Source organism: Pseudomonas sp. RGM 3321, from assembly GCF_022836805.1.
Taxonomy (GTDB): domain Bacteria; phylum Pseudomonadota; class Gammaproteobacteria; order Pseudomonadales; family Pseudomonadaceae; genus Aquipseudomonas.
The window spans coordinates 272,057-290,493 of sequence record NZ_JALHBH010000119.1; the positions used below are offsets into that span (position 1 = coordinate 272,057).

General features: G+C 60.3%; 21 protein-coding genes. 11 read left to right on the top strand and 10 right to left on the bottom strand.

The genetic code is table 11. The features are described 5' to 3' along the window. The first annotated feature begins 108 nt into the window (after window positions 1-108). Genes mpl through RGM3321_RS23900 form a run of 3 tightly spaced genes read left to right on the top strand, consistent with a single transcriptional unit; the run spans window position 109 to window position 2,361 of the window. Window positions 109-1,458 carry a UDP-N-acetylmuramate:L-alanyl-gamma-D-glutamyl-meso-diaminopimelate ligase gene (mpl, locus tag RGM3321_RS23890; RefSeq protein WP_244395085.1) on the top strand — a complete coding sequence of 450 codons (1,350 nt, stop codon included), beginning with the start codon at window positions 109-111 and terminating at the stop codon, window positions 1,456-1,458. Further along, on the top strand, window positions 1,455-2,084 hold the full coding sequence (ubiX, locus tag RGM3321_RS23895) for a flavin prenyltransferase UbiX (protein ID WP_058400875.1): 630 nt from the start codon (window positions 1,455-1,457) through the stop codon (window positions 2,082-2,084). The genes mpl and ubiX overlap by 4 nt, the downstream gene beginning before the upstream one ends. Next, window positions 2,077-2,361 carry a YceK/YidQ family lipoprotein gene (locus RGM3321_RS23900; protein ID WP_244395086.1) on the top strand — a complete coding sequence of 95 codons (285 nt, stop codon included), beginning with the start codon at window positions 2,077-2,079 and terminating at the stop codon, window positions 2,359-2,361. Before ubiX ends, RGM3321_RS23900 begins: the two co-directional genes overlap by 8 nt. Before the next feature lie 120 nt (window positions 2,362-2,481). Here RGM3321_RS23900 and RGM3321_RS23905 read toward each other — a convergent pair whose 3' ends face one another. The 3 genes from RGM3321_RS23905 to RGM3321_RS23915 all read right to left on the bottom strand — a co-directional run bounded on the left by RGM3321_RS23905 (window position 2,482) and on the right by RGM3321_RS23915 (window position 5,475). Further along, window positions 2,482-3,123, bottom strand: coding sequence for an oxidoreductase (locus RGM3321_RS23905; RefSeq protein ID WP_244395087.1), 642 nt, complete (start codon window positions 3,121-3,123; stop codon window positions 2,482-2,484). 28 nt (window positions 3,124-3,151) lie between these two features. Continuing rightward, the gene (locus RGM3321_RS23910) at window positions 3,152-4,879 is read right to left on the bottom strand and encodes a C13 family peptidase (protein WP_244395088.1); all 1,728 of its coding nucleotides are present in this window, start codon (window positions 4,877-4,879) and stop codon (window positions 3,152-3,154) included. 140 nt (window positions 4,880-5,019) lie between these two features. Further along, window positions 5,020-5,475, bottom strand: coding sequence for a MaoC family dehydratase (locus RGM3321_RS23915; protein WP_058407840.1), 456 nt, complete (start codon window positions 5,473-5,475; stop codon window positions 5,020-5,022). A 205-nt stretch (window positions 5,476-5,680) separates the two neighbouring features. Here RGM3321_RS23915 and RGM3321_RS23920 point away from each other — a divergent pair, with 205 nt between their 5' ends. The 3 genes from RGM3321_RS23920 to RGM3321_RS23930 are packed head-to-tail and all read left to right on the top strand — an operon-like array spanning window position 5,681 to window position 7,360. Next, window positions 5,681-6,043, top strand: coding sequence for a CidA/LrgA family protein (locus RGM3321_RS23920; RefSeq protein WP_244395121.1), 363 nt, complete (start codon window positions 5,681-5,683; stop codon window positions 6,041-6,043). A gap of 2 nt (window positions 6,044-6,045) precedes the next feature. Next, on the top strand, window positions 6,046-6,756 hold the full coding sequence (locus tag RGM3321_RS23925; protein WP_244395122.1) for an LrgB family protein: 711 nt from the start codon (window positions 6,046-6,048) through the stop codon (window positions 6,754-6,756). Window positions 6,757-6,769: 13 nt separating this feature from the next. Next, window positions 6,770-7,360 (top strand): LON peptidase substrate-binding domain-containing protein, encoded by a 591-nt coding sequence (locus RGM3321_RS23930; RefSeq protein WP_244395089.1) that lies wholly within the window; start codon window positions 6,770-6,772, stop codon window positions 7,358-7,360. 60 nt (window positions 7,361-7,420) lie between these two features. Here the strand turns inward: RGM3321_RS23930 and RGM3321_RS23935 are convergent, their stop codons facing one another. From RGM3321_RS23935 to RGM3321_RS23960, 6 genes are all read right to left on the bottom strand, one after another. Continuing rightward, window positions 7,421-7,987 carry a DUF4136 domain-containing protein gene (locus tag RGM3321_RS23935; RefSeq protein WP_244395090.1) on the bottom strand — a complete coding sequence of 189 codons (567 nt, stop codon included), beginning with the start codon at window positions 7,985-7,987 and terminating at the stop codon, window positions 7,421-7,423. An 18-nt stretch (window positions 7,988-8,005) separates the two neighbouring features. Next, a complete protein-coding gene (locus tag RGM3321_RS23940) occupies window positions 8,006-8,644 on the bottom strand; it encodes a DUF4136 domain-containing protein (RefSeq protein WP_244395091.1) in 639 nt (212 codons plus the stop codon). 19 nt (window positions 8,645-8,663) lie between these two features. After that, complete coding sequence (locus RGM3321_RS23945) at window positions 8,664-9,413, bottom strand: methyltransferase domain-containing protein (protein ID WP_244395092.1); 750 nt, start codon at window positions 9,411-9,413, stop codon at window positions 8,664-8,666. Next, window positions 9,410-9,715 (bottom strand): MazG-like family protein, encoded by a 306-nt coding sequence (locus RGM3321_RS23950; protein ID WP_002555541.1) that lies wholly within the window; start codon window positions 9,713-9,715, stop codon window positions 9,410-9,412. The genes RGM3321_RS23945 and RGM3321_RS23950 overlap by 4 nt, the downstream gene beginning before the upstream one ends. Window positions 9,716-9,835: 120 nt before the next feature. Continuing rightward, window positions 9,836-10,693: a MaoC/PaaZ C-terminal domain-containing protein gene (locus tag RGM3321_RS23955; RefSeq protein WP_244395123.1), complete on the bottom strand. Its 858-nt coding sequence runs from the start codon at window positions 10,691-10,693 to the stop codon at window positions 9,836-9,838. 30 nt (window positions 10,694-10,723) lie between these two features. Continuing rightward, complete coding sequence (locus tag RGM3321_RS23960; RefSeq protein WP_244395093.1) at window positions 10,724-12,079, bottom strand: 3-oxoacyl-ACP reductase; 1,356 nt, start codon at window positions 12,077-12,079, stop codon at window positions 10,724-10,726. A gap of 108 nt (window positions 12,080-12,187) precedes the next feature. Here RGM3321_RS23960 and RGM3321_RS23965 point away from each other — a divergent pair, with 108 nt between their 5' ends. The 3 genes from RGM3321_RS23965 to RGM3321_RS23975 all read left to right on the top strand — a co-directional run bounded on the left by RGM3321_RS23965 (window position 12,188) and on the right by RGM3321_RS23975 (window position 15,334). Continuing rightward, window positions 12,188-13,465, top strand: coding sequence for an acetyl-CoA C-acetyltransferase (locus RGM3321_RS23965; protein WP_244395094.1), 1,278 nt, complete (start codon window positions 12,188-12,190; stop codon window positions 13,463-13,465). A gap of 160 nt (window positions 13,466-13,625) precedes the next feature. Beyond that, on the top strand, window positions 13,626-13,904 hold the full coding sequence (locus RGM3321_RS23970) for a hypothetical protein (protein WP_244395095.1): 279 nt from the start codon (window positions 13,626-13,628) through the stop codon (window positions 13,902-13,904). A 32-nt stretch (window positions 13,905-13,936) separates the two neighbouring features. Next, window positions 13,937-15,334, top strand: coding sequence for a DUF726 domain-containing protein (locus RGM3321_RS23975; protein WP_244395096.1), 1,398 nt, complete (start codon window positions 13,937-13,939; stop codon window positions 15,332-15,334). Between the two features lie 6 nt (window positions 15,335-15,340). Here the strand turns inward: RGM3321_RS23975 and RGM3321_RS23980 are convergent, their stop codons facing one another. Next, the gene (locus RGM3321_RS23980; protein ID WP_054072396.1) at window positions 15,341-16,369 is read right to left on the bottom strand and encodes a bile acid:sodium symporter family protein; all 1,029 of its coding nucleotides are present in this window, start codon (window positions 16,367-16,369) and stop codon (window positions 15,341-15,343) included. Window positions 16,370-16,454: 85 nt separating this feature from the next. On the opposite strand from RGM3321_RS23980, the gene RGM3321_RS23985 reads away from it, so the two are divergent. Both RGM3321_RS23985 and RGM3321_RS23990 read left to right on the top strand, forming a co-directional pair. Beyond that, window positions 16,455-17,258, top strand: coding sequence for a helix-turn-helix transcriptional regulator (locus tag RGM3321_RS23985; protein WP_002555534.1), 804 nt, complete (start codon window positions 16,455-16,457; stop codon window positions 17,256-17,258). Between the two features lie 244 nt (window positions 17,259-17,502). Next, window positions 17,503-18,399 carry a PA4780 family RIO1-like protein kinase gene (locus RGM3321_RS23990; protein WP_002555533.1) on the top strand — a complete coding sequence of 299 codons (897 nt, stop codon included), beginning with the start codon at window positions 17,503-17,505 and terminating at the stop codon, window positions 18,397-18,399. Window positions 18,400-18,437 lie beyond the last annotated feature (38 nt).

Sequence of the window (18,437 nt, forward strand, 5' to 3'; positions counted from 1 at the left end):
TATCTGCCGGTCATTGAAATGGCCTGTGCAGGCAATGCAGCGGACAAACTCAGGGTGCCATTTCACCGTCCCTACGTTAACCTGCGCAGATGTTCTGAGAGGTTGGTCATGCATATTCATATCCTTGGTATCTGCGGCACGTTCATGGGGTCTCTGGCGGTGCTCGCCAAAGAGTCGGGGCACCGGGTCACCGGCTCCGACGCCAACGTCTATCCGCCGATGAGCACCCAACTGCAAGCCCAGGGCATCGAGCTGACCCAGGGTTACGATCCTGCGCAACTGGACCCCGCACCTGATCTGGTTGTGGTCGGCAATGCGCTGTCGCGTGGCAACCCGGCGGTTGAATACGTCCTGAATAAAGGTTTGCCGTATGTGTCCGGCCCGCAATGGCTGGCCGACCATGTGCTGCAAGGCCGCTGGGTATTGGCGGTGGCCGGTACGCACGGCAAGACCACCACCAGCAGCATGCTGGCCTGGGTGCTGGAACATGCCGGCATGAGCCCTGGTTTCCTGATCGGCGGCATCCCGCAGAATTTCGCGGTGTCGGCGCGTCTGGGTGACACCCCGTTCTTCGTGGTCGAGGCCGATGAATACGACAGTGCGTTTTTCGACAAGCGCTCCAAGTTCGTTCATTACCGCCCGCGCACTGCGATCCTCAATAACCTTGAGTTCGATCATGCCGACATCTTCCCGGATCTACCCGCTATCGAACGCCAGTTTCACCATCTGGTGCGTACCATTCCGAGCGAAGGCCTGGTGATTCATCCGACCACCGAACCTGCGTTGTCGCGGGTTATCGAGATGGGCTGCTGGACGCCGGTGCAAACCACTGGCGAAGGCGGTCAGTGGCAGGCGCGGCTGTTGAGTGAAGACGGTTCGCGTTTTGAAGTGTTGTTCGAGGGTCAGCTTCAAGGTTGCGTCGAGTGGGACATGACCGGTCAGCACAACGTGGCCAATGCCCTGGCAACGCTGGCGGCCGCTCGCCACGTGGGCGTTGTGCCTTCGTTGGGCGTACAGGCACTCAGCGCCTTCAAGAGCGTCAAGCGGCGCATGGAAAAGGTCGCCGAGGTGCGCGGCATCACTATTTATGATGACTTCGCTCACCACCCGACAGCCATTGCCACCACGCTGGATGGCCTGCGCAAGAAAATCGGTGATGCGCCGATCATTGCCGTTATCGAGCCGCGTTCCAATTCCATGAAGCTTGGCGCGCACCGCGAAGGTCTGTCGGAAAGCGTGCGTCAGGCAAATCAGGTGGTCTGGTATGCCCCGCCCAATCTTGGCTGGGACCTGGCAGCTACGGTCGCTGGAGGCACCATACCCTCGACGGTATGTGATTCGATTGAAGCAATCATCGCGCGAGTCCATAGCCAGGCGCAGCCCGGCACGCATATCGTCATCATGAGCAACGGCGGCTTTGGCGGCCTGCACGGCAAACTGGCCGAGGCGCTGAAATGAGCGGCCCGGAGCGCGTTACGGTTGCGATGACCGGCGCTTCCGGCGCGCAATATGGCCTGCGCTTGCTGGATTGCCTGGTGCGTGAGGACCGGGAGGTGCACTTCCTGATTTCCAAGGCCGCGCAGTTGGTGATGGCCACCGAGACTGATGTGCGTCTGCCACCCAAGGCGATGATGATGCAGGCGTTTCTGACTGAGTACACCGGCGCGTCTGCCGGTCAGATACGCGTTTATGGTCGTGACGACTGGATGTCGCCAGTGGCGTCAGGTTCTGGTTCGCCCAGCGCGATGGTGGTAGTGCCATGCTCCACCGGTTCGCTGTCGGCAATTGCCACCGGGGCCTGCAACAATCTGATCGAGCGCGCTGCCGACGTCACCTTGAAAGAACGTCGGCAATTGATTCTGGTGCCCCGCGAGGCTCCGTATTCCAGCATTCATCTGGAAAACATGCTCAAGTTGTCGAACATGGGCGCGGTAATTCTTCCTGCATCTCCGGGCTTTTATCATCAGCCGCAGACCATCGACGACCTGGTGGACTTTGTCGTCGCGCGGATTCTCAATCTGCTGAATATCCCTCAGGACATGCTGCCGCGTTGGGGCGAGCACCACATTGGCGGCGATGAATAAGCTGCTGCTGATAGCGCTTGCGCTGACGCTGACCGGCTGCGCCACCGCGCGCACGCTCAATGCGGCAAAACCTGGCGCGCCGGTGGTGTATGCAGGCACGCGGTTGAATATGTATGCGCTGCAGGGTGGTTGCTGTGCTGCCGACCGATTCGGCGCAGACGCTCCCAGCTACCCGGGCCTGGACCTGCCGGGCAGTGCGCTGCTCGACACCCTGCTGCTGCCGCTGTCATTGCTGACGGCAGCGGGACTAGGGGTTCAGGCTACGGGAGGGCTTTAGCGGTATCAGAGCGACTACCTGCGCTATCAGGTAATGCTCCTTGGGTGACGCAGAGCTTCATGAACCGCATTCCCACGCGGAGCATGGGAACGATCATCGTCCGGCCACAGCGACCATCATCTACTTGCCCAGCTTGCGCAGTTCATCCGATTCGACAATACGCTCGCCATTCTGCTCTTCCAGCGCCAGGCGCCACATGGCGCGGGCCAGTTGGCAGGCTTCGATAGCGCCATATTTACCGGGGATCAGTTTGGCGATGGGGGCTGCCAGTTGCTCGACCCAGCGGGTTTCGGTGCGGCTGCCTACCAGCAGGGAAGGGCGGGCGATAGTCAGTTGCGGCCAGTCCTGGGCGCGCAATGCCTGTTCCATCTCGCCTTTGATACGGTTGTAGAAGGTGCTGGACTTGGGGTCTGCACTAATCGCACTGATTACCAGCAAGTGGCGCGCGCCCAGCTCACGCGCACGTTTGGCGAACGCTGTTACAAGGTCCAGATCAACCGCCTTGAACGCATCCTGCGAGCCCGCTTGCTTGATCGTGGTGCCCAGGCAGCAGAATGCGATGTCCACACGGCCAGCCAGTGTTGGCAGCAGTGTGCTCAGTTCGCCAACCGGGTTTTCAAGGTGCGGGTGTTCTGCCAGAGGCCTGCGGGTTGGTGCCAGTACGCGGCTGACTGTCGGTTCGTTGAGCAGGCGGTCAAGCAAGTGCTCGCCCGTCAGACCGGTGGCCCCTGCAAGCAGGATGTGTTGCGGCGTCAGATACATAATCGTTCTCCCTTCATACACTGATAGCCTAGTGGCTAGTCGAGGTCTTCGCTTCCGTGCGGTTCAACGCCGTATTCAAAGCGCGTTCGGCCTGGCTTTTGCGCAACTGCTGCCAGCGCGCCAGAACTCCTTTCGGTGCCCATATCTGCGGTTCGGAGGCGTCGAAATTGTCTTCGCTCTCACGTTGGGCAACATAGGCTTTTGCTTCGTTGAAAGCGTGTTGCAGGTCATCGGTTTCGACCAATGCCCTAGCGAATAGTGCATCGCCAAAGTAAGTGAAATCAGCCTCTTCCGAGCAGCCGAATGAAACGCGGTCGGCGCGTGATGCGGTCATGATCAACGTGCGTTCATCTTTCAGGTCTGGAATGAAACCCCCGGAATAACAGGCCGAAATCACCACGATCTTGTCACGATTCTTCAGCGGCGCAAGGGCGGCCGCGAGGGCATCGGCGGGCAGATCGGCCAGCGACAGGCGCGGCTGGTCCAGCACCAGTTCATGGTCCTGGGTGCCGTGGCTGGTCAGGTAAATGAAGATCAGGTCTTCCGGACCGGTACGTTGCGCGAGTGTCTGGACTGCGCGGGAGATGGTCTCGCGGGTTGCCATTGGCCGGTCATCCATGTGGTCGCGATGATTGACCAGACTGACCTGCCCGACGGCTCCAAAGCGCGACTTCAGCAGGTTGCTGACATAGTCTGCCTCGCGCATGAACACGCTTTGCTTGCCGTCGCCGCCCACGACCAGCGTGTAAAGCTCGGTGGCGGGCGTTGATGCAGGGACTGCGGCCAGCGCTTTCTCCAGTAGGGTGCCTTGAACCAGCAGTCCTGCTTCAAGCGCGTCGGGCAGCAGTTTGCCTTTGGCGTCGCGCACCCGTTGGCCATTGGCCCAGATACCGCGCTGCTCCTTGCCGTCCGGGGAGATCAGCACGCCGTCGCCCTGATAGGTGTCATCGGCGAACTGGCCGACATAGCGGCTGCCGTCGGCCAGTTGCAGCTGGCCCTGACCCATGAAACGCCAGTTGTCGAAGTCGCCTTGATAACGGCTGCCGTCAGCACCGATCAATTCGCCTTTGCCGGTCAGCGCGCCTTCCTTGAAATCACCGCTCCAGACGTCGCCGTCGCTATTTTCGTAGCGACCTTTGCCGTCGAGCTGGCTGTTGCGAAAGTTGCCGACGTATTGATCGCCATCAGCGCTGGTGAAGCTGCCGGTACCCTGCAATTGACCGTCGACAAAATTACCGCTGTATTGATTGCCGCTGGCGTCACTGCGCGAACCTTCGCCGTTGGCCTTGCCATTGGCGAACACGCCCTGGTGCTGGCTGCCGTCTTCCAGCTCAAGGCGACCGGGGCCGTCGTACAGGCCTGCCTTGAACTGACCGCGATAAAGCACGCCCTTGTCTTTCTGAGTGCCTTCGCCGTCGCGCAGCCCCAATTTGAAGTTGCCGACATAACTTGCGCCATTACGGGTCGTCAATCGGCCCTGGCCGTTGAACAAGCCTTGCTCGAAACCACCCTTGTAGACGTCGCCGTTGCTGGCGTGCCACTCACCCTGGCCTTGGCGCAGGCCGTTTTCGAACCGACCTGCGTACCAACTGCCGTTGGGGTAGTCGATACGGCCCTGGCCCTGCAATACGCCGTTGACCAGATCGCCGCGATAGCGCCCGCCGTCGGACAGGCGGCCGTCGGGTGGCAAAATTGATTCGCCATCACCGCAGCCTGCGATCAAGAGTGTCAAAGCCAATGGAGCGAGCGCGCGCATGTGAGATCCCGGAAGAATGATTCAGGGGCGGGCCCGGCTCTGCTTGAGCAGATGTTATGGGGCACGACCGCAGGGGAGTATGCCGCAGCGAGTAAGCGGGATGAAACAGTCTGTTACGACTGTTTCATGTTTTAAACGTGTTACACGAAACACAGGGTTAAAGGTTCGGCCACAAAAGCGGGTTTTTCCTGACCTTCGATCTCCAGCGTGGCGGTTGCCTTGAGCAGCCATTGGCCGGGTTTTTTCTCGGTCACTTCAGTCAACTGGACCTTAAGGCGCACGCGAGAGTTGACCAGCACAGGCTGAACGAAGCGCACGCTGTCCATCCCGTAGTTGACCGCCATCTTCAAGCCTTCGGGCAGCACCATGATGCCCTCCATCAGCTTGGGGATCAGCGACAACGACAGGAAACCATGCGCAATAGTCGCGCCGAACGGGGTCTGCGCCGCTTTGACCGGGTCGACATGAATGAACTGGAAGTCCCCTGTGGCTTCGGCGAACAGGTTGATGCGCTCCTGGTCGATGGTCAGCCAGTCTGAACATTCTGCTTCCTTGCCAATGTAATGCTTGAGCTCTGTGACGGGTACAGAAGGCATGCAGCTCTCCTTGTCTCATTTGGTTTTGCGTCGAGGTGCCACCGCCCGCATCAGCTAACGTCTGCGGGCGAATCACAAGATCAGCAGAGTGTTGCCGGTTGGTCAAGCAACTGCCTCAATACGAATACCCGCTCATGACCTGCGACGCGGCGTGTTTATAATGACGCCGATAATTCGCTGGATTCGTTTATTTGCCGGGGTCCTCATGTTGTTACGGGGTTTGACATGGCTGGTGATGTTCCAATTGCTGGGAACCGCGCTCAACCATCTTTTTCTATCGATATTGCCGGGGCCGATCATCGGCCTTGTGCTCTTGATGGCCTATCTGATGCTGCGCGGTGAAGTGAGCGAGCCGATCAGCATGGCCGCCAGCAGTCTGCTGCGTTATCTGCCGCTGTTGCTGGTGCCGCCTGCCGTTGGCGTGATGGTGTATGCGTCGGCCATCGCCAAGGACTTCTGGGCGATCTTCGGCACGCTGACCCTGTCGCTGATGATTTCCGTGACCTTTGTCGGCTGGTTGATGCAGGCACTCATCCGGCATCAGGCCCGCCGCCAGGAGGGGCCATGAATATGGATTGGCACGGTGCATGGCTGGCGGTGATTCACCATCCGCTTTTTGGCATCGCGATCACCCTGGGCGCCTATCAGTTGGCGATGGCTGCGTACGAGCGAACCCGCTGGCTGTTTCTGCAGCCGGTGCTGGTTTCGATGGTGGTGGTAATCGGTGTCGTGCTGTTCTGCGATCTTGAATACACCGAGTACCGCAAAAGCACTGAAATTCTCAGCACGCTGCTGGGGCCTGCGACCGTGGCGCTGGCGGTGCCGCTATACCTGAACATGCGGCGAATCCGCCAGCTGTTCTGGCCTGTCTTGACTACGCTGGTAGTCGGCGGGGTGTTTGCCACCGGGCTGTGTGTCGGGTTCGGGGTGCTGTTCGGTGCCGACCATATGATTCTGATGACCATGGCACCCAAGTCGGTCACCTCACCCATTGCCATGCTCGTTGCCGAGCAAATCGGCGGGGTCGCAGCCCTGGCGGCGGTTTTTGTGTTGATTACTGGCGTATTCGGTGCCATTTTCGGCCCCGGCCTGCTGTCGCTGGCCGGGGTCGACAACCCTGCGGCTCGCGGCATGGCTCTGGGTCTTACGGCCCATGCGGTGGGGACTTCCGTGGCATTGCAGGAAGGAGAGGAATCGGGGGCTTTTGCTGCGTTGGCAATGAGTCTGATGGGCGTTGCGACGGCATTGTTTCTGCCGCTGGCAATGTCGATGGCCATTTAAAGGAGGCTTTTCCATGACGTTGCCGTTGTTTCCGTTGAACGCTGTGCTGTTTCCAGGTTGCGTGCTTGATCTGCAGTTGTTTGAAGCGCGCTATCTGGACATGATCGGCCGCTGCATGAAGCAGGGTGAAGGGTTTGGTGTGGTGTGCATCACCGAAGGAAATGAGGTGGGCACCGTGCCGGGCGGCTACTCGCCGATTGGCTGCGAAGCACTGGTCACGGATTTCCAGCAGCAGGACAACGGCTTGCTGGGCATCCGTGTCGTCGGTGGGCGGCGCTTCCGGGTGGTCGCCGCTGAAGTTCAGCGCGATCAACTGCTGGTGGCCGAGGTTGAATGGCTGCAAGAGCCTGTGGAGCGTCCGTTGCAGGAAGAAGACGCCGACCTCGTTGCACTGCTGGAAGCGCTGGCCGAGCACCCGATGGTGGCGTCCTTGAACATGGGCGTGTCTGCCGGTGGGCAGTATTCATTGTCCAACCAGCTTGCCTATCTGCTGCCGTTCACCGAGAAGGACAAAGTGGAGCTGCTGGAAATCGACGACCCCGAAGAACGCCTCGACGCGATTCAGGAACTGCTCGATGAAATGCAGGGCGATCTGCAGGCCTGAGCCTTGATCGCGCTGCTCATTGCGCAAGACCGCAGAGGGTCGCAACACGTCAGGCGGGGGTTAGCGCGGCGGATACTGTTCCAGAATTTTTGCCACCGTGGTGCGGATGGCCTGCTCCCGTTCAGCCGGGTTGCCAGCGTTGTCGTTAAGGATGCGCTCGGTGCTGCCGCGCCAGACCAGTTTGCCGTCCTTGCCATCGAACATATCAATCTGCAAGGTGCCGACCTTGTAGTCCACGCTACGGGTTTCGGTGTTCATCGGCCCGTTCCAATAGCCGTAGCCACCCCAAGGGTTCCAGCCGCCGCCATAGTTGGTGCTGACCGTTTGCTGGCGATTTTCGACAATAAGCCAGGCCTGCACTTTCAAATCCGACCGGGCGCCGGCAGCGGCCATGCGCAGGCCGCGCTGGTCCAGTTGCTCGCTGATCGATTGGCGAATGCGCTGCTCGGTCAGGTCACTTTTGAGCCGTGGGTCATCATCCGGCTGATACTGAACGGCAGGCTCTTTCCAGCTCCAGTTGCGATAGCCGCCGAAATCACGTTGGGCATCGAAGTCGCGATTGATCGAATTGCTCTGACAGGCAGCCAGCAGCAAGGCACAGGACAGAAGGACGATACAGCGAAACATGGCAGTGCTCCGAATGGGTTACGAAGGAGGGTAGGCCGTCAGCGCCTGTTGCACGGCCTGACGTAATGCGCTGCTGCGGTCTGCCAGATTGTTGCTGGCGCGTGCATCTGCGCTGGCGCTCCATACCGGTTGACCGGTGCGTGCGTCGATCAGATTGATCTGCACCACCATCACGTTTTCCTTATAAGTGCGCACCACCGGCACGCTGGCGTAGCCGCCGTAACCGGGCCGGTAACCATCGTAGCGGCCATAGCCCATGCCGCCTCCGTAATACGGATCGTAATCTTCGCGCACCTGGCGCAGCCGGGTTTCCTGCCGGGTCGTGGCGCTGACGTAGAGGTCCGCAGCTTGATTACCGCGAGCTGGCCGCAAGCCGCGTTGGTCCAGACCGTTGCTTACTGCTTCGACCACCTGCGCAGAATCCACCCACGCCGTACCGGGCGGCAACTGGCCGTTGAGCCAGCCCCACGACCGATACCGGCCATAGTCGCGCGGCGGCGCAGGGTAGGCGCTCATGTCCAGTGTCTTCGCTGCCTGCGCAGGAGCAGGCGGCATGGGCAGAGAGCTGGCCACATACGGATTATCGCTCTGGCACGCGCTAATCCCGAGCAGGCCAGTCCCAAGAATCAGGGCAAACAAGGCAGGGCGTTGTTTCATGGTGGTCTCCGCAGTGATGTCAGACCGGACGGCACATCCAGTGCAGGTAACGGCCCAGCCCGGCAAAGGCTGGATGACGCCGATGCGCCAGCTCCATTTCCAGCAGGTCGGTCAGCTCGGCCCGAGCCTGGAATTCAACCGGCATGTAATCGTGAAACACCCGTACGCCGCTACGGGTTTCGACTTGCCACAAGCCTTCAAGTTGCGTCGCCAGTTCCCGAGGGTCGAGCGGTTGTTGTGGCGTCAGGCTCTGCTTTTCCCCGGCCATGTCATTTTTGCGCATCTTGCGGAAATGACCTTTCAACAAGTTGCGATAGATCAGCGCATCACGGTTGTAAAAAGCCAGTGACAGCCATCCATCGTCGCGGGTCAAGCGGCGCAATACCGGAAGGATAGCGTGCGGCTCGGCCAGCCATTCCAGCACGGCGTGGCACAGCACCAGATCGTAAGTGTCGCTCAGTAAACCGGGCAGTGCCTGCCACGGAGCCTGAATGAAGGTAGCCGTCTGTCCGGCCTCGAAAAAGCGCTGACGTGCGCCTTCGAGCATGGGTTCGGCGGGCTCGGCCAGGGTCACTTCATGCCCCTGTTCGGCCAGCCACAATGACATGTGGCCCAGCCCCGCGCCGATATCCAGTACGCGAAGCGGTCGTGCGGGCAGGGTCTCGGTCAAATCGGCCTGCAGCACTCCCAGACGAATGGCCCCCTTGGCACCGCCGTAGATCTTTTCCGCAAAGCGGGTCGCCAGCTGGTCGAAATGCCGATCACTCACTTGGCAAATCTCCGCTCGCTGTCTGCCAGCTTGTTGCGCACCACGGTTTCCATGTCCAGCCCTAGCTCGCTGCACAGCAACAACAGATAAAGAACGATATCGCCGACTTCCTGACCGGCATGTTCCAGTTGGTCGGCAGGCAGCTCGCGGGACTGGTCTTCACGCAGCCACTGGAATATCTCCACCAGCTCGGCCATTTCCACGCTGGCAGCCATGGCCAGATTTTTCGGGCTGTGAAATTGCTTCCAGTCATTCTGGTCGCGAATGCGGTGTAGGCGTTGGGTCAACTCGTCGAGGTTCATCGTGCTCTCCTGAAGGTGCATAGCTTCAGGGGGAACGGGGCGCCAGGCAAGTGGGCGTTGCGGTTTGTTCAGCCATTGAAGGGAGCTGTGCTCCCGTCAGAGGGTTTTATCAGGGATGCATCACTCGGTTGCAGGCTGCCAGCTACCGATCATATGCACGATGCCCTCCTGGCCTTCGACGCGGAACTGACCATGAGAGCCAGCAGCGCTGGCCGAGAGTGTGACGTCGGCGGGCAGGCGTACCGGCTTCTGGAACTGCACGCTGATCTCGACATTCGAGGCTGGCAAGTGCTCGCTCAGGGCCGCGAGCGTACGTGCCTTGAGCCACATGCCGTGGGCGATGGCGCGCGGGAAGCCGAACAGCTTGGCGCTGGGTGCGCTGAGGTGAATAGGATTGTAGTCGCCCGATACCTTGGCGTACTCACGCCCGATTTGTGCCGACGCACGCCAGTTGTCCAGCTCGATCAGGGGCAGCGGCGCAAGCTCGGGATGCTCTACAGGCGCGTCTTCCAGATGCACGGCGGTGCACAGCATGGTGCTTTCTTCTTCCCAAAGCAGGCCCATGCCATCCTCGGCCTGAGTCACCAGGGTGAAGGTCGCGCCTTTGGCGTGCGGTCGCAGGTCGGTGGCCTGAACGCTGATATACAGCTGGCTCACGCCGCCGAGCGGGCGATGAGTGCGAATGCGATTGGCAAGGTGAATAAGCCCCAGCAACGGAAACGGAAATTCCTGAGAGGTCATCAGCTGCATTTGTAACGGAAAGGCCAGCACATGCGGGTATGTCGGCGGCAGCAGGCTGCTTTCTTCGAATCCACAGACCTTGCTGTAGGCATCAAGCTTGTCGGTATCGACTGCGATCCAGCTTCGCAATCCCAGATCGGGTAACTGCGACCCTGTGACCTTGCGCCTGAGCGCTGCCTGGATGAACAGGTTGGACAGGGGCTGCAGAGAATTGAGGTAGCGCCAGTGAGCCGTCATCATCCATCTCCTTGAATTCGATGCTGGGGCTTATGCCCCGATCACGTTTTGACCACATACACGTAGAACCTGACCGCTCACCGCGCCGCTGCCTGGCTGGCTGAACCACGCCACGGCTTCGGCAACATCCTGTGGCGAACCGCCCTGACCGAGCGAACTCATGCGCCGTCCTGCCTCACGCAGGGTGAACGGCATATGCGCGGTCATTTTCGTTTCGATGAAGCCAGGTGCGACGGCGTTGATACTGATGCCGCGTGACCTGAGCCCGGGGGCCATCGCCTTGGCAAAACCGATCAGACCGGCCTTGCTGGTGGTGTAGTTGGTTTGCCCGCGATTACCGGCAATGCCGCTGATCGAAGCCATGAGCACAATCCGCGCGTTATCCTTCAGCGCACCGGCGTCGAGAAGCACCTGAGTCAGCACTTGCGGAGCGTTGAGGTTGACCGCCAGTACCGAGTCCCAGAAGTCCTCCGGCATGTTGACCAGCGTCTTGTCACGCGTGATGCCAGCGTTATGCACCAGTATGTCGACGCCGTCCGGCAGGTGTTCAAGCAACTGGGCCGGAGCATCCGCCGCGCAGATATCCAGCGCCAGTGCCTGGCCGCCGAGCCGTGAGGCCAGTGCTTCCAGTTCGTTTTTGGTCTGTGGCACGTCCAGCAGAATGACCTGCGCGCCATCACGGGTCAGGGTCTCGGCAATCGACGCACCGATGCCGCGTGCCGCGCCCGTCACCACTGCCTTGCGTCCGGCCAGCGGGCGAGTCCAGTCCTGCACTTTGCCCGGACAGGCGCTCAGGTGAACAAACTGACCGGAGATGAACGCAGCCTTGGGCGTCAGGAAGAAGCGCAAGGCGCCCTCCAGTTGATCCTGCGCGTCGTCATCCACTTGCAGCAGCTTGACCGTTGCGCCGTTGCGCACTTCCTTGGCCAGCGAGCGGCTGAAGCCTTCGATGGCCTGTTGAGTGCTGGCCGCCAGCGGATCAGTGAGTGTCTCGGGTGCCTTGCCGAGAATGACCACATGCGCGCAGTGATCGAGATTGCGCAGCAGCGGCTGAAAGAAGTCCCGCAACTGCCTGAGCTGATCGGTGCGCAGGATCTGGCTGGCGTCGAAAACCACTGCCTTAAGGCGCGGACCCTGGTTGGACACCCACGTCGTGGCACCGGGCATCTCGCTGCCGAAACTGTACAGCGAGTCGGTCAGGCGGCTGGCGAACTGGCGGACCTGATCCCCCAGCGGTCCTGCGCTGATCAGCAAGGTCCCTTCGACGGGGCGCAGACGTCCGGCCTGCCAGCGCTCCAGGTGAGTGGGGGCGGGCAGACCGACGGCCTTCACCAGGCGCCGACCCATGTCGGAGTTGGCGAAATCAATATAGCGATCTGACGGCATGGAACACTCTCCTGAAGTCGGGGTTCAAAGGAATGGACCACGGTGGCATGACGTTTGTTCTTGCGATCGACACGGCTCATCCATTCGCTTGAAGAAAGGGAGTTTTCCATGACGCATCCTCGTCGGGTCGCCATCGTCGGCGGTAACCGCATTCCGTTCGCGCGCTCCAATGGCCCTTATGCCAAGGCCAGCAATCAGGACATGCTCACGGCTGCTCTGGAAGGGCTGATCGAGCGCTTCAATCTGCACGGGCTGCGCATGGGCGAGGTGGTGACGGGCGCGGTGCTCAAGCACTCCAGAGACTTCAACCTGACCCGCGAATGCGTGCTGGGCTCGCGACTGTCGGCGCAGACCCCGGCTTACGACATTCAGCAAGCGTGCGGTACGGGGCTGGAAGCTGCGTTGCTGGTGGCCAACAAAATCGCGCTGGGGCAGATCGAGTGCGGCATTGCCGGGGGCGTGGACACCACGTCAGATGCGCCGATAGGGGTCAATGAAGGGCTGCGCAAGATTCTGTTACAGGTTAACCGCAGCAAGACGCCGGGTGACAAGATCAAGGCCTTGATGCAGTTGCGTCCACACCACCTCAAACCGGAGCTGCCGCGTAACGGCGAGCCACGTACGCGGTTGTCGATGGGCCAGCATTGCGAGCTGATGGCGCAGAACTGGGGCATAGAGCGCGGGGCGCAGGATCAATTGGCGCTTGAGAGCCATCTGAAAATGGCCGCAGCCTACGCCGAGGGCTGGCAGGATGACTTGATGACGCCGTATCTGGGGCTGATCCGTGACAACAACCTGCGCCCGGACCTGACCCTCGAAAAGTTGGCTGGTCTCAAGCCCGCATTTGAGCGAAGTGCCAAGGGCACGCTGTCGGCCGGTAACTCTACGCCGCTGACCGACGGCGCGTCTGTGGTATTGCTGGCCAGCGAAGAGTGGGCTCGCGAGCGCGGCCTGCCGGTGCTGGCCTACTGGCGGGATGGCGAGGCCGCAGCGGTGGATTTCGTCAACGGCGCAGAAGGGCTGCTGATGGCCCCGGCCTACGCCGTTCCGCGCCTGCTGGCGCGCAATGGCCTGATCCTTCAGGATTTTGATTACTACGAAATTCACGAAGCCTTCGCCGCGCAGGTGCTGTGCACCCTCAAGGCTTGGGAAGACGCCGACTACTGCAAGACTCGCTTGGGACTGGACGCGCCGCTGGGGTCGATTGACCGCAGCAAACTGAACGTCAAGGGCAGTTCGCTGGCAGCCGGGCATCCGTTCGCCGCAACCGGAGGTCGTATCGTCGCCAACCTGGCCAAACTGCTCGATGCAGCAGGCAGCGGGCGTGGATTGATTTCGATCTGCGCCGCAGGCGGCCAGGGCGTGACGGCGATTCTGGAGCGTTAGAGTCAGACGATAGTCGAGACGATCGTTCCTTACGCTCCGGCGTAGGAATGCATTTCGTGACGCTCTGCGTCACAATCTGCGCCGCGCTGCATATTCAAGACTGGAAACAGCCTGCAGGATGAGCAAGCGGCACTATTGGCCTGTAACGTCGAGGTAAAACATGGGGCTCATCATTGGAGTATCGGTACTTCTGATTCTGATCGGCACGGTGTTCTATCTGTTCGACAAAGGCGCGCGGACCCGCTGGCTGAGGCCTTATATCGGGCTGATGCTGATCGGTTTGCTGATCGGCGGGATGGGCTTGCTGGTGGGGCTGGTTTCCGATGAAATCGAAAGTTATTTCCTGCTGGTTGCCAAATGGGTGATCGCTGTGACCGGTATCATGTTTTGCCTGCGGCTGATCATACTGATCGCCAGGCGCTTCATCGTCAGAAATTGAGCGTGCAACCCGCCCATGTGTGACAGGACAACGTGGAAAATCACTTCAAGTTTCTGACCTTGCCCAAGACATCGGGCGAGGTCGCCAACGTCTTCATTCACGGCTATTCGTCAGGGCATGATCTGGACGACCGGCGCATGCTGGCCAACAGTATTCCTGGTGCCTTGCGCCAAAGCGTGAATATTCTGGCGTTCTGGCCATCCAGCCATTTCACCCAGATGGACAACCGTTCCCGTGGCCTGTTGATGGCCGCCGCCCGAGTGCATCCGCTGGCGGGCGCAGCCGCGCTGGCGGGGGACCGGGTCGTTCATTTTGCACGTATCCGCAACCGGGCTCGCGATATGGGCAAAGTGTTGCTGGCACAACTGGACCGCTATCTGTTCGAACATCACCCGGACGTAAAACAGGTCAACCTGATCGGCCATTCACTGGGCGGACGACTATTGGTCAGCGCGCTCAAGAACCTGCAGCAGACGGCCGAACACGGGCTGGTGGTGGGCGATGTGTTGCTGATGGCTGCTGCGGTGCGCATTGAGGCGGCCGAGGCCGAAGTGTTAAAGCAGAAAATCAGCGGACGACTGATCAACGCTTACTCCAGTGAAGACCACGTGCTATTGCTGAATCTTGGTGAAAAGAGCTTGGGACGCACGCCGGTCGAGCACTTCGAGAATGTGCGGATGCCGGGTTATCGCCATCACCACTACTGGAGACGCTTGCAGGAAGTGCTAATCGCAACTCGCTTCAGCGGCAGTGAAGGGCTGGAAACCGGTGTTGCCGTTTTACCGACAGTCACTCGTGACCCTATCTTGCAGGACATCTGGCTGCACAGCGTTCTGGTCCACTCGCCAGACTACGTGCTGGAGGCGGCCATCAAGCATTTGTGCAGCAGTCGATGGACGCGCCTCAAGGCCACCGAAGCGGATCGCACCTACGCATTTGTGCGCGAATTCCAGCTGGTCGCCGGACACTTTCTGATCAATGCCGCCCGGCGTCGGGGCGTGCCCTATACGCGAGTGCTGGGCATGCTGGCGCGGCAGTACGGCCTGAGTGATTCGCTGCACAACTGCGCGACGGTGGTCGAGGTGGAAGAACTGCTGCTGCGGACGTTTTTCCGGCAGGCGTTCAGCAGTGCGCACCCGCTGGTGCAAATGCCTCGCGCCAGTGTCAGCGCGATGAGCTGGGAGGTGTATGCCGCACATGTCGATGCACTGGCCGAGCGTTTGACCGTTGCGGCATTCTTCAAGCCTGCGCAGACCGAGAAAGCTCCCGGCACGATCAAAGGGTTGCTGGGCGCAATTCGCCAGGCACCGGTGCAGCGCTTGCTGACGCACTTTGGCACGGCGCTCAGGCCGGGTTATTCAGCGTTGATCCCGACAGTGGCAATCGTCTTTTACGCGCGCGTCACGCTGGGCGATGACGCGCTGATGTAACTGTGGTCAGGCGGCCTGGGCTTCTTCCAGCGCGGCCTGTGAAAGCTGCTGGCGATGACGACTGGCGTAGCTCTCGGCGATGATCGAGCATACGATCAACTGCATCGGATGGTAGATCATGATCGGCAGCAGGATCAGGCCCAGCCCCGGATTACTGCCGAAGATCAACGCTGCCATCGGCGCCCCCGCAGCAAGCGACTTTTTGGTAGCGCAGAACACCGCCGCGACCTTGTCGGCATGATCGAACTTGAGCGCCCGCGCGGTGCGCGTGGTCATCAACAGGATCACCGCCAGCAGCAGCGCGGTACCGATGAATGCGGTCAGGATCACACTGTTGCCCTGGCTCTGCCACATGCCGGAAATCATCGAGTTGCAGAACGCCGCGTACACCAGCAGCAGGATCACCAGCTTGTCGATCAGGTTGGTGTACTTCTTGTGCCGGGCGAAGAACTTGCCCAGCAGCGGCCGCAGTAACTGGCCCAGTATCAGCGGCAGTAGAAGCATCGCGCACAGGTTGAGCAGCGTGTCGCCCAGATCAATCCCCCCGGCACCGGTGCCGACCAGCAGGCTCACCAGCCACGGCGTGATGAAAATCCCGATGACGCTGGACATGCTGGCGTTGAGAATCGCTGCCGGAACATTGCCGCCTGCGCTGCCGGTCAGCGCCACCGAGGACGAAATGGTCGAGGGCAGGGCACACAGGTAGAAAAAGCCCAGCATCAGCAGCGCAGGCACATGCGAGCCCAGCAGTTTGTCGCACACCAGCCAGATCAGCGGAAACACTACAAACGTGAAGACCTGAATCATCACGTGCAGCCGCCAATTGGTCAGCCCTCGTTTGATCTGCTCGCTGGACAGGTTCACGCCGTGCAGAAAGAACACCACGAACACGCCGATGTTGATGACGTATTCAGCGTGCATGCTGCCGCCAGTAGCACCGAAACGCGGGAAGAAGTAGGCGAGCACCGTCGCCAGAACCATGCCCCACAGGAACCAGTCGGTGGCGACGCGCTTGAAATGTTTGAGTGATTGCATGACGGACCCGGACAACTTTTGTAAACAAGGATGTGCGCAGGCTACTCTGTTGCATAACAGCCGTCTTGCGACATAAGGCCATAAGATGCCGACTAACGGACAGATCGATCAGCGACATCCTACTGGCGAGCGGCAGATACCGGCACTGTCCGGTCTGCCGCGCCCGCTGTATGCCCGCGCTGAAAGCCTCAGCGCCGGTTCATGGACGCCGCCCCATCGTCACGACTGGGTGCAGTTTTCCTACGCAATCAGCGGGGTACTGGGTGTGCACACCGCCGAGGGCAGTTTTTTTGCACCGCCACAGTGGGGCGTCTGGGTGCCTGCGGGGCTTGAGCACGAGGTCGTGACCTCCATGCGTGCCGAAATGCGCAGCCTGTACATTCGCACGGCTGATTCGGGCTGGGCACCACAGCGTTGCCGGGTGCTGGAAGTCACGCCGCTGGCTCGCGAACTGATCAAGAGCTTCTGTCTGTTGCCCGTGGACTATCCCGAGCAGGACAGCCATGAGGCGCGGTTGGTGCAGGTATTGCTGGACCAACTGGCGCACCTGCCGGAAGTCGGTTTTTCGCTGCCGTTGCCGCGTCACCCGCGTTTGCTGAGCCTGTGCAACGAGTTGATCGAAGAACCGGGACAGTTGATTACCCTGCACGACTGGGCGGCACGTCTTGGCACATCCGAGAAAACCCTGATGCGCCTGTTTCAGCGGGAAACCGGGTTGAGCTTTCGTGGCTGGCGTCAGCGGGCACGACTGCTGTCTTCGCTTTCTGCACTGGAAGAGGGCGCCAGTGTGACCCATACCGCGCTGGCCTGTGGTTATGACTCGACGTCGGCTTTCATCGCTGCGTTCAAGGGCTTGTTCGGCTATACGCCCGGTGATTTGTTCAAGTAACGCCAGGTTGTATTGCGCACTAACGAGTGCATTTAACGAAGATTCTTCGGGCTTTACACGTTTTGTCCCGGAATATCTTTTATCGCCTGTACGGCACGAAAGGTGCTTTAAACCGGGGGATTGCGTGGTTTTTGCTTAAAAAACCTTTCAATCCAAAGGCCACTACCCCTACTCGCTGGCGGAGGATTGCCGTATAACGGCAACAATCGCGTATCTGGCAACAAAGGACCCACAATAAAAGCTGATGAAAACTCCTAAACGCATTGAACCCCTGATCGAAGACGGTCTGGTCGACGAGGTGCTGCGCCCGCTCATGAGTGGTAAAGAGGCAGCTGTTTATGTGGTGCGCTGTGGCAATGAGCTGCGGTGTGCCAAGGTTTACAAGGAGGCTAACAAACGCAGTTTCCGTCAGGCGGCCGAGTATCAGGAAGGTCGCAAGGTACGCAACAGTCGCCAGGCCCGGGCCATGGCCAAGGGCTCGAAGTTCGGGCGCAAGGAAACCGAAGACGCCTGGCAGAACGCCGAAGTGGCTGCACTGTTTCGTCTGGCCAGCGCGGGTGTCCGGGTGCCCAAACCGTACGACTTCCTGGAAGGCGTACTGCTCATGGAACTGGTGGCCGACGAGTATGGCGACGCCGCGCCGCGCCTGAACGATGTGGTGCTGGAGCCGGATCAGGCGCGCGAGTATCACGCGTTCCTGATCGAACAGATCGTGCTGATGCTGTGTTCCGGTCTGGTGCACGGTGACCTTTCCGAGTTCAACGTGCTGCTGGCACCGTCCGGCCCGGTCATCATCGACTTGCCACAAGCAGTCGATGCCGCGGGCAACAACCATGCGTTCAGCATGCTGGAGCGTGACGTTGGCAACATGGCGCTGTACTTCGGCCGCTTCGCGCCGGAACTCAGAAAGACCAAATACGCCAAGGAAATGTGGTCGTACTACGAGGCTGGCACTTTGTCGCCCGCCACGGTGTTGACCGGTGAGTTTGACGAGCCGGAGGACGAAGCCGATGTGGGCGGCGTACTGCGCGAAATCGAAGCTGCCCGTCTCGACGAAGCTCGCCGTCAGGCAGCTCGTGCGGCAGACGACGCGCCACCGAGCAAATCCACCGAAGAACCACCACCGCCGTGGATGCAGTAAGGCCCTTTCGCGAGCAAGCTCGCTCCCACGGGAGTGAT